At 67.5% G+C, this 9,357-nt stretch carries 11 protein-coding genes and 1 pseudogene; 3 read left to right on the plus strand and 9 right to left on the minus strand.

Features of this window, described 5'->3' with window-relative positions:
- The first annotated feature begins 50 nt into the window (after positions 1-50).
- On the plus strand, positions 51-857 hold the full coding sequence (locus ACIBCN_RS41700; protein WP_396998028.1) for an SAM-dependent methyltransferase: 807 nt from the start codon (positions 51-53) through the stop codon (positions 855-857).
- A gap of 4 nt (positions 858-861) precedes the next feature.
- Here ACIBCN_RS41700 and ACIBCN_RS41705 read toward each other — a convergent pair whose 3' ends face one another.
- Entirely contained in the window at positions 862-1,398 is a 537-nt protein-coding gene (locus tag ACIBCN_RS41705) for a hypothetical protein (protein WP_396998030.1), read from the minus strand.
- 175 nt (positions 1,399-1,573) lie between these two features.
- The gene (locus ACIBCN_RS41710) at positions 1,574-2,377 is read right to left on the minus strand and encodes a M15 family metallopeptidase (RefSeq protein ID WP_396998032.1); all 804 of its coding nucleotides are present in this window, start codon (positions 2,375-2,377) and stop codon (positions 1,574-1,576) included.
- A gap of 86 nt (positions 2,378-2,463) precedes the next feature.
- Between ACIBCN_RS41710 and ACIBCN_RS41715 the strand changes: the two genes are divergently transcribed.
- Positions 2,464-3,147, plus strand: a complete 684-nt coding sequence (locus tag ACIBCN_RS41715) for a PAS and ANTAR domain-containing protein (RefSeq protein WP_396998034.1) — start codon at positions 2,464-2,466, stop codon at positions 3,145-3,147.
- A gap of 1 nt (position 3,148) precedes the next feature.
- Here the strand turns inward: ACIBCN_RS41715 and ACIBCN_RS41720 are convergent, their stop codons facing one another.
- From ACIBCN_RS41720 to ACIBCN_RS41750, 7 genes are all read right to left on the minus strand, one after another.
- On the minus strand, positions 3,149-4,162 hold the full coding sequence (locus tag ACIBCN_RS41720) for a YdcF family protein (RefSeq protein WP_396998036.1): 1,014 nt from the start codon (positions 4,160-4,162) through the stop codon (positions 3,149-3,151).
- A gap of 123 nt (positions 4,163-4,285) precedes the next feature.
- On the minus strand, positions 4,286-4,591 hold the full coding sequence (locus ACIBCN_RS41725) for an ANTAR domain-containing protein (protein ID WP_396998038.1): 306 nt from the start codon (positions 4,589-4,591) through the stop codon (positions 4,286-4,288).
- Between the two features lie 80 nt (positions 4,592-4,671).
- On the minus strand, positions 4,672-5,067 hold the full coding sequence (locus ACIBCN_RS41730) for a hypothetical protein (protein ID WP_396998040.1): 396 nt from the start codon (positions 5,065-5,067) through the stop codon (positions 4,672-4,674).
- Positions 5,068-5,081: 14 nt separating this feature from the next.
- Positions 5,082-5,741 carry a hypothetical protein gene (locus ACIBCN_RS41735; protein WP_396998042.1) on the minus strand — a complete coding sequence of 220 codons (660 nt, stop codon included), beginning with the start codon at positions 5,739-5,741 and terminating at the stop codon, positions 5,082-5,084.
- Between the two features lie 86 nt (positions 5,742-5,827).
- Positions 5,828-7,438 carry a DUF707 domain-containing protein gene (locus ACIBCN_RS41740; protein WP_396998044.1) on the minus strand — a complete coding sequence of 537 codons (1,611 nt, stop codon included), beginning with the start codon at positions 7,436-7,438 and terminating at the stop codon, positions 5,828-5,830.
- Positions 7,438-8,517 carry a glycosyltransferase gene (locus tag ACIBCN_RS41745; RefSeq protein WP_396998046.1) on the minus strand — a complete coding sequence of 360 codons (1,080 nt, stop codon included), beginning with the start codon at positions 8,515-8,517 and terminating at the stop codon, positions 7,438-7,440. Before ACIBCN_RS41745 ends, ACIBCN_RS41740 begins: the two co-directional genes overlap by 1 nt.
- A 58-nt stretch (positions 8,518-8,575) precedes the next feature.
- Complete coding sequence (locus ACIBCN_RS41750; RefSeq protein ID WP_396998048.1) at positions 8,576-8,917, minus strand: hypothetical protein; 342 nt, start codon at positions 8,915-8,917, stop codon at positions 8,576-8,578.
- A gap of 37 nt (positions 8,918-8,954) precedes the next feature.
- Between ACIBCN_RS41750 and ACIBCN_RS41755 the strand changes: the two are divergent.
- Positions 8,955-9,357, plus strand: a pseudogene (locus ACIBCN_RS41755) (hypothetical protein); the annotation flags it as partial.

A 9,357-nucleotide genomic window follows, 5' to 3' on the forward strand; every position in this document is an offset into this window, starting at 1 on the left:
CGTCGCTGGCGTGCGATGTCGTGCGATATTTCGAGAAGGGTTGGCGATCGATGACCAGACCGAGTTGGGCTCCCGAGGGTATCGATCTGGATCGCCCCAGCGCCTCCCGCGTGTACGACTATTTCGTCGGCGGGATGCACAACTTCGAGATCGACCGGATGTTGGCGCGCCAGATCGAGGAGTTCACCCCCGGCGTCGGCGAGACCATGCGCGCCAACCGGGATTTGCTGCGTAGATGCGTGCGATTCCTGGTCGACGCGGGCATCACCCAATTCCTCGATATCGGCTCCGGCATCCCGACCGTCGGCAATGTGCACGAGGTGGCGCAGGCGGTAAATCCCTCGGCGCGAGTGGTTTACGTCGACATCGACCCGGTCGCGGTCGCGCACAGCCGGGCCATCCTCGACGGAAATCCGGCCGCCATTGTCGTCCAGGCCGACATCGGCCAGCCCGACACCATTCTGTCCGATCCCGAGGTCGCGAAGCTGCTCGACTTCGACAAGCCGGTGGCCGTATTGATGCTCGGCGTCCTGCATTTCGTGGCCGAGCACGCCGATCCCGCGGGCTGCGTCGCGCGCCTTCGGGACGCGATCGCCCCCGGCAGTTACCTCGCCATCACGCACGCCACCGCCGACGGGCAACCCGACGAAGTCCTCGAGGCGCAAAAGCTGTCCGGCCGCACCTCCACCGAGATCGTGCTGCGGGCCAAGCCCGAGATCGCCGCATTCTTCCAGGGCTGGACCGTGCTCGAGCCCGGCCTCGTCCACCTCCCGCTGTGGCGCCCCGACAACCCGTCCGATGTCGGCGACTACCCCGAACGCTCGGGTGCCTACGGCGCGCTCGCCCGGAAGGACTGACCGCTCAGGCGATTGCCGTGCGGAGCGCGAACCAGCCGGTCGCCGGGTCGGCGAAGCCGTGATAGGTCAGGCGGATTCGTTGGTCTATCGCGAAATGGCGGTAGACCGCGAGCATGGCGCGGCGCATCGCCTCTTCTTGGAAGTCCTCGGTGCGGCGGAAGCCGATGGGGCGTTCGGGGAGTAGGGCTAGCCGGGTCATCTCGGCGGGGTCGTCCAGGTCGAGGCCGACCGGTGCGGTGTCGGTGATGTGTCGGTCGTGCAGGATGGTGCGGATCCGGTCTGGGTCGGGCACGCCGGACAGGAACGCGCGGAATTCGGTGTGCACCAGCGGGCCCGGTGCGGCGGAGTCGGTTTGGACCAGCTCGACGAGGTCGGCGTCGGGGGTCGGCGCGGCGGTGCCGTCGGCTAGCGGCGCCTGTTCGAGCAGGTGCAGGATGCTGCCGCCGGGGATCAGCGGCTCGGGGGCGAGGAACAGGGTGACGGTGGGGCAGGCGCAGCCGTGGCCGAGCAGGCAGATCTTCCGGTGCGAGGGATCGGGCATCGGAGCCTCCTCCAGGAAATGGGCCGCGTGCTCGGGCCCTGGACGGATCGGGACTTCGAGATATGCCGATCGCTGAATTGCCGTGGCGCTCCGGCGGTCGACCGTGCCGCAGTTCCTCAGTGTAGGAGCCGGGCCATGCCCGCGTATAGCCGCGGCAGGTCGGTTTTGTCGCGGCTCAGCGGATGGGGAAGTCGAAGAAGGTCGTCGGGAACGGTTCGTCCTTCAGGGTGAAGTGCCACCATTCCTCGGCGAGGTTGGTGAAGCCGTGCTCCGCCATCAGATCCGACAGCAGCGTGCGGACGGCGCGCTGGGTGCCGCCGACGGCCGGGTTGGCGGTGTGCGCGGCCGGATCGAAACAGTCGTAGCCGGTGCCGAAGTCGAGCATGTTGTCGTGGAACCGCTGGTCGACGGGCAGGAAGCATTCGCGCAACGGATCACCGTCGTGATAGGTCTCGGGGTCCGCCGCGGGCAGCGCGACGATGGCAAGATCCAGCGTGCTGCCGCGGCTGTGCCCGGACTTCTCGGCGATGTAGCCGTCGCGGAACAGGTTCGCCTTGTCGACGGTGGGGTAGAACTCCTTCTTCATCTTCACATCGCCGAGATCCTTTGCCCACGCGACGAATTGGTCGACGGCGCGCTGCGGGCGATAACAGTCGTAGGTCTCGAGTGTGAGGTTCATCGGCCGTAGTTCCTGCTGCACCTCGGCCAGTGCGGCGGCCGCCTGCTTGGTCAGCAGGCAGCGTGGTGCCTCATAGCCGGCGATGTGAGTGCCGAGGAAGTTGTGCTCGCCGAAATAGCGGGCGTCGACCAGGATCGTCGGGTCGAGATCGGTGACGGAAACGAACGCCGTCTCATCGGGCACCGGCGTACTCGGGGCGGGCGCGTCATGGCGCGAATCCCCGCATGCCGCGATGGCCACAACCGCCACGCAGGCCAGCGTCACCGAGCTGATACGCCGCAATGGCAGCACAGAATTCATCGCTCGCTCCTCGCGATTCGGGCTCGAGCTTTGCAAATTATCGGGTCGGGTTCCGAAGCGGGACCGTTTCGGCGGATACTGGGGTGGTGACACTGGGCGAAGAGGTTGCACCGGAGGCGGTGACGGCGATGGAAGAGACCATCGGCATCGACGCCTGCGCGGAACCTGGCTGGTTTCGATTCTGGTTTGCCGACCACCGGTGGGAATGGTCCGACGAGCTCGCGGCGATGTACGGCTATGCGCCGGGTGCGGTGAAGCCGACGACCGAGCTGCTGTTGTCCCACAAACACCCCGACGACCGGGAGCATGTCGCCAGCTGCATCGCCGCGGCGGTGGAAACCGGCCAGCCGTTTTGCGGCAGGCATCGGATCATCGACACCAAGGACGAGGTGCGCGAGGTGGTCGTGGTCGGCGATCTGTTCGCCGATGACGACGGCTCGGTGATCGGCACCTCCGGCTACTACGTCGACGTGAGCGAACGGCTCGAGGAGCAGCGCCAGGAGGTGCTCGAGGAGATCCTGCCCGAGGTGATCGAGGCGCGCGCCGTGATCGAGCAGGCCAAGGGCGCGTTGATCCTCGCGTACGGCGTGAACGCGGAGCAGGCGTTCAAGGTGCTGCGCTGGCGCTCCCAGGAGACCAACACCAAACTGCGCGACCTCGCCGCGCAGTTCGTCGAGGAGCTCAGAATGCTCAACGAGGAGACCGCCGGGTTCCGCACCCGTTTCGATCACCTGCTGCTGACCGTGCACGAACGCGTCGACCGGGCCTGATTCATCGATAGGCGGGCAAACCGCCGGTGGCCAGCGCGAGCAGCAGCGGCAACGACACGAGCGTCAGACACGTGACGGCGTTGGTCCACTTGTAGGCGACGACGATCGCGACGAACTCGCGCAGGATCGCGCTCGGCAGGTAGTAGAAGGCGGTGCGGGCGCCGGTAACCTCCGCGTCCAGTTTCAGCCTGCGCGCCAGAATCGCCGTGCGCAATATGTGAAAGTTACTGGTAACCAGCACCATTCGCGTCGTCGTCCCGCGCTCGCCGAGTAGCCGCTTGATGAACAGCAGGTTCTCCCGCGTCGTGGTCGAGCGATCCTCGCGCGCCACGCTCTGCTCCGGAATGCCGCGGGCCTGCAGATAGTCCGCCATCGCGGCGGCCTCCGACACCGCCTCGTCGGAGCCTTTGCCGCCGCTGGCGATGATCACCGGACGGCGGCCCTCGGCCAGTTCCGCCCAGTAGATCTGGGCCGCCCGGTCCAGGCGACTGGCGAGCAGCGGCGACACCCGCGCGCCGACCAGACCCGAGCCGTGCACGACGATCGCGTCCATGCCGGGCCGGTACGGCAGCCAGCCGTAGAGCAGCGAATACAACACGAAGCTGGTGAACACGAACCCGAAGTAGCTCACCGCCAAGGCCAGCGACGCAAGCAGGACCGAGCGGACGCTGCCGGTCGCGATGGCGACGCCGAGCAGCACGTAGGGCACCAGCAGGATGATCCCCGGCCCGATGGAGAGCAGGTTCGCGATCCGCAAGCCCTCGCGGCGCACCATCTGCATGCCGTTGGCGATCAGCAGCCCAGCCAGCACGAGCACCACCAGCGGTGACAGCACCACCAGCAGCCCGACCAGCGCGAGGCTCAGATCCGCGTTGTCGCCCGAGCCGATCGCCCATGCGCTGAGCACCGCGACGCCTAGCAGAAGGTAGACACCGTTGCTCAGCCGCCGCCGGTCCAGATGGAACCGCAGTGCGAAGACACCCAACAGAACCAAGCCGACGGTGAGCAGGATCACCCGCGCACGGTAACCCGCCGGTCGCGCGCGATCGCAGCGGGGCCGGAGTTAGTGGCGCGAATGTCCGATACGTCCCAACGGATTTCGCGCTGATCGGGCGCGATCCGCCGGAGTCAGCGTTGGTCAGGACTCGAGGTTGGGTTTGCGGGGGTGCGCGATGTGCAGCAGGTGGTCGACTTTGGCGCGGAGTTCCGGGGGAGCGAGGTCCAGCGAGGGAAGTTCGGCGATCAGTTGCGCGGCGAGGGCGCGAAGCTTGACGTTGGTGGCCTGCGAGCGACGGCGCAACATGGTGAACGCCTGCTCGGCGTCGACGCCGTAGGCCAGCATCAGCGCGCCTTTGGCTTGCTCGATCACCGCCCGAGCCGCCAGCAGATCAGGGGAGGCGCGCCCGAGGGACGGTTGGCCGCGCTCCTCGAATACATCGCTCATATTCGGGGACTACCCAACGAGCCGATTGTTATGGGGCAGTTGGCAAACCTTCCTGGCCGGGTCCAGGACTGGTCGGTCCGCTATGGCGCGATCCGCTCCAGCAGCCAGCCGGGTCCGACGGTGCCCGCGCCGAGCGCTTCGACGCGCTCGCGCAGCCCACGGTCCGCCGTCACGACGGTGACCGATCGCCCGCTGTCCCGCTCGACGGCCGTCGCCACCACATCGACGATCGCGTCGTCGCCCGATCCGTCGGCCAGTACCACCCGCACGCCGTCGACCTCCGGATCCGCCGCCTTCGCTTCACCCTCGAGCACGACAACCACCTCGGTGGGCCGCGCCAGCCGCGGTGCCAAACCCGTCAGCTGCTCGAGCAATTTTCGCGCCGCACCGGCTCGATCACGCCACCAGCCATTCGGCCGCGACCCGACGACATTCGCGGCGTCCACCACGATCAGCTGAATCTCGGCATCCGGCACTGGGGCGTGTCTCCCTAGGCGTCCACGCTGGAAATGGCCTGACTCGATTCCGCGTTGTCGACGGCGTCGTGCAGGTTCTTGATCACGCCGCGGGCGAGGGCGTAATTGCCCACGCCGCCGACCACCGCGCCGATACCGGCCGGGATCACCTTGCCGAAGGCGAGGGCGCCGCGTTTGACGATGAACTGCACGACGAATCGCTTGACCGGGGTGTCGTTCATCCGCCGGATGACCGGAAGTTTGCTGGCCAGCTTGGTATCCCACTGTTTGGCTGAGCGGCCGGCGGTGCCGAGGGACGCGGTTCCCGCCTGGCCGAGCACGACGGCCGAGACCAGCGGCGGCCGTGGGACGGTCGCCTTGCTCCCCGAAACCTCGGTCGCGCCAACGGCATACACGGTGGACGCCTCCAGGAAGAACAGGGTGTCCGCGCCTGCCGCGGCCAACCCGATCAGCGTGCCGACGCCAGGAACCGCCGCACTCAACCCGACGACCACGCCGCTCGCGGTGACCGCGACCGAGTAGTGCCGCCCGAGTCGGTCGACGATCTGCTCGGGCGACTCGCTCGGATGCCTACCGCGAACGAACCCCGTGTACTTGCCGACCAGCGGCGCCTGCACCCGCGCCGACCTATCGATCAACGAGACGACACCCTTGTCGAGGAACTTCCGCAGCATTGCCAACAGCCCTTTCGGTCGGTCATTACCCGTACGACAACGCTCGATTGCCGACTGCGTAGTCGACCCGCCTGAGCTTACGTTTGTCACGTCGTGTGGCTGGTGATACCCGCCACCGCGGGTCTGAACCGCGCGTCGCGACCCGACATCGGGTCGGCGCGCAGCAGTTCGCCCGCTCGCACCATCCGGTCGACCATGCCGTCGGCGGGGATGCCGGCCTGGAAGCAGCAGCGCGCCCCCGCCAATCGGCCGTGCGCGGCGGCCACCCGCAACAGCTCGCGGGAGTGGTGCGCGAACTGCCGGGCCCGCGTGCCGCCGCCGTCGGCCACCTCGGCCGCGCGCGCCAGCCAGCTCTCGAAACTCGGATACGGATAGTGCAGGATCATCGGCGCGACGACCGCCGCGCTCGTGCCGGTGAAGCCGTCGAACATGTGCCGATCCACCGGGGTCACGTCCGGGCCGAGGCGTACCGCGCTGCGTATGACCGGCACATCCAGGAAGGGTGACCGTCCGCTGATCCGGAACACCGTGCATTCCTGAAACGGATCGGCTACCGGTGTCCGCATTGGTACGGCCTCGTGGCCGAGGAACGTCACCTGCCCGGCTCCGCGCAGCTGCCAGTGCCGGTCGTCGTCGTAGAACAGTTCGTCGATGCCCAGTGGGAGCAACCATTCCATCCCCGCGGCTCGAGCCCGCGTGACGGCCGAGCCGATATTGGCGGTCTCCTGATCTGCGGCATCGCCTGTCACTTCGGTGTTGTCGCAGAGCAGGACCGGCATCCCCGCGGTCAGCTCTTCGGCCGCCGCCCGAATGGCCGCATCGCCGGTATAGACGATGAGCAGATCCGCGCGCACCGAGTGGTAGTGGAACCAGGCAGCCAGGTCCGGACGGTGCCGGTCGAGGGTGACGCAGATCGCGGTCGGCTGGCCGGTCGTCGGCCGGGTAGTCGCGGGCACACCGCGATGGACTCGCTTCGTCAGGTCGTAGATCTGGTGTCGCACCAGGTAATCACGGTATTCCTGAAGGGGGTTCACGCCGGTCTCGTGCGCCGCCGTGAGGTTCGGGCCGCCCACCGGCCTGGTGTGCCGGACGGTGACCGCGTCGATGATGGCGAGCGCGCCGGTGTCCTCGGCCAGCTGCGGCCAGCGGTAGTCCAGGCCCCAGCCGGTTTGGGTGGCGTCGAACGTCGGCAGGCAGCGGGCCAAAAACTCGCGGGTGAAACAGGGCGCCATGATCTCGACGAAATTCGTGTACCGCACCGAGTATCGGCGGTCGACCAGGGTGATCTCGTGGCTGAAGTAGCTGTCCTCGGTGAGGGCGGGCTGCGCCAGCGCGACGCGGTAGCGCGCGCAGTACTCGAACAGGTTGTTGATGCTGGCGGTGTCGGAGTCCAGGTCGTCGTCGGGCAGCCAGACATAGTCGTAGTGGCCGACCACCTCGGCCAGATCCACGGTCAGCACCCGGTGCAGCGCAGGCCATTTCGGGCCCGTCAGATCCAGGCGGGTCACGTCGCCGGTGCGATACCGGTCCGGATCGGTACCGAAATAGCTGATAACCAGGTCCCAGGTGCGCGGTTCCGGTCCGTCGAGCCAGCGCTCGTGCAGCGACGCGTCACCCGCGCGCAGGATCACCAGGTTCCGGCGGCTCGACCCGGCCACGCCGGTGGTCGGCGCGGGCGCGGCAGTGTCGTTGCGCACTACGCGGCGTACCAGCCTTCGCCCCACAGGCCCTCCAGGCGTTCGAAATAGGCTTCGTACTGGGGGCCGATCACGTCAGTCGAGAACTTGGCGATCGCGTAGTCGCGGATGCCCTGGTAATCGAGTTTGTCGACGGCGTCGGCGGCGTCGCAGAATTCGCGCAGGTTGCGGCAGCGGAAGCCGTGCACGCCCTGCTGCACCGTCTCGGTGAACACGCCCCAATCGGTGGTGATGACCGGCGTACCGCAGAGCATCGCCTCGGCATGCACCCCGCCGAAGGGTTCCAGATACAGCGAAGGCACGAAAACGCCACGGGCACGGCTCATCAGCTCACCGCGCCGGACATGGTCCACCACGCCGACGTATTCGGCGTCCTCCGGCTGCGGCACCGTGCCGGCACCGGCGACGACGAGTTTCACGCCCAACCGCTTGCACGTGTCGATGGCGATCTGGATGCCCTTCGCCTCGACCAGCCTGCCGACGTAGAGGAAGTAGTCGTCCTTCTCGGCGGAGAACGGAAAGTCTTCCACCTCATAGTAATTCGGAATCACCGCGTCGTAGAACCGGCCGCGGGCGCTCATCACACCGGGCACCGAGCTCTGGGAGCCGTAGACCGAATGCATCCAGGCGTAGCTCTCGAAGACCCGGTAGTTGGCGAACACTCCGCTGTAGCCGATGCCGAACTCGACGGTCATGAGCTCGGGGAAGGTATCCGCGATCGGCTGCTGGCAGCAGCCGCCGAGTACGCCGATGAAGTCCTTGTCCTGCTTGCGTTTAGCGATCTCGGTGATCGCGCGCTCGTTGGCGGTCAGCCAGTGCGGAGCGTGCACGTCCCAGGAGAGGTTGAGCGGCTCGGCGTACGGGTCGTTGCCGCCGAACCATTCGGCCTGTTCCGCCTTCGTCACGATGGTGATGAATTCGGTGCACTCCGCGTCGTTCTCCTCGCCCCCGTACAAGAACACCTCGTGCCCGAGTCTCGTCATCATGGTGGCGAAGCGCCGGTTCTTCTGGGTGTAGGCGCACGGCTGGTAGTACTTGGTGGTCTGGGTGTTGGGCAGGTTGACGATGTGAAAACGCATGGGAGAGGCTCGCGTTCGAGTCGCAGGGATGGGGGAGGGATCGCTCGGCGGCCGGTCCTCAGCGGTCGATGATGGGGCGCACGGACAGTGGATCCTCGCCGACGGCCTCCTCGAGGTGTTCCTTGCCGTCGAGATAGGACGCGCGTTTGCGCTCCTTCTGCTGACCGGCCTGGGCACCGCCCATGCCGCCCATGGGCATACCGCCCATCGGCATGCCACCCATCGGCATGGCTGCCGTGTCGGCGATACCGGCGCGGGAGACGACGGTGTCCGTCGTGACCGACGCTCCGGTGCCGCCCTTTCCGGCACGGGGAAACAGTTTGTCGTCGGGGTTCTTCATCGGGTTCGGTCCGAGCGCGCCGCCGGGCGAGGAGCCGCCACCGCCGGAGCTCGCGGGCATGGTTAATCCGTAAGGACCCGAGGGGCCTGAGCCGAGTATGTCCAACGGGCCTGAGGGGAGCCAGGGGCCGGACGGTACGCCGGAAGCCAACTGCTGCAACATGTTCGACAGCTTCGACAGGGGGCCGGAGGAGCCGCTCAGCGGGTTCGCGCCGAGGCTGGAAGGATTGAACGCGGACGAACCGGGGGGAGTGGCGGACCGGGGACTTCCGGTCGGCATGCCGCCGAGGGGATTTGAGCTTCCGCCGCTGGATTTGCTTGCGCCTCCGCCAGGTTTGCTGGCTCCGCCGCTGCTACCGCTGGGTTTGCTTCCGCCGCTGCTGGATCCGCTGCCGCTGCCGCCGCTGCCGCTGCTGCCGTTGTGGTTGCCACCTCCGGTTCCGCCGCCGCCGTTTCCGCCGCCGCCGGATCCGCCGCCGCCGGTGCCTCCGCCGGTGGCGC

The sequence above is a fragment of the Nocardia sp. NPDC051052 genome, from assembly GCF_044456045.1.
Classification (GTDB): domain Bacteria; phylum Actinomycetota; class Actinomycetes; order Mycobacteriales; family Mycobacteriaceae; genus Nocardia.

Bases quoted from the DNA above. Each gene is read 5' to 3' on its own strand.
- ACIBCN_RS41700 (WP_396998028.1), top strand. From the start codon at position 51: ATGACCAGACCGAGTTGGGCTCCCGAGGGTATCGATCTGGATCGCCCC.
- ACIBCN_RS41705 (WP_396998030.1), bottom strand. From the start codon at position 1,398: ATGCCCGATCCCTCGCACCGGAAGATCTGCCTGCTCGGCCACGGCTGC.
- ACIBCN_RS41710 (WP_396998032.1), bottom strand. From the start codon at position 2,377: ATGAATTCTGTGCTGCCATTGCGGCGTATCAGCTCGGTGACGCTGGCC.
- ACIBCN_RS41725 (WP_396998038.1), bottom strand. From the start codon at position 4,591: ATGAGCGATGTATTCGAGGAGCGCGGCCAACCGTCCCTCGGGCGCGCC.
- ACIBCN_RS41735 (WP_396998042.1), bottom strand. From the start codon at position 5,741: ATGCTGCGGAAGTTCCTCGACAAGGGTGTCGTCTCGTTGATCGATAGG.
- ACIBCN_RS41745 (WP_396998046.1), bottom strand. From the start codon at position 8,517: ATGCGTTTTCACATCGTCAACCTGCCCAACACCCAGACCACCAAGTAC.
- ACIBCN_RS41750 (WP_396998048.1), bottom strand. From the start codon at position 8,917: ATGCCCGCGAGCTCCGGCGGTGGCGGCTCCTCGCCCGGCGGCGCGCTC.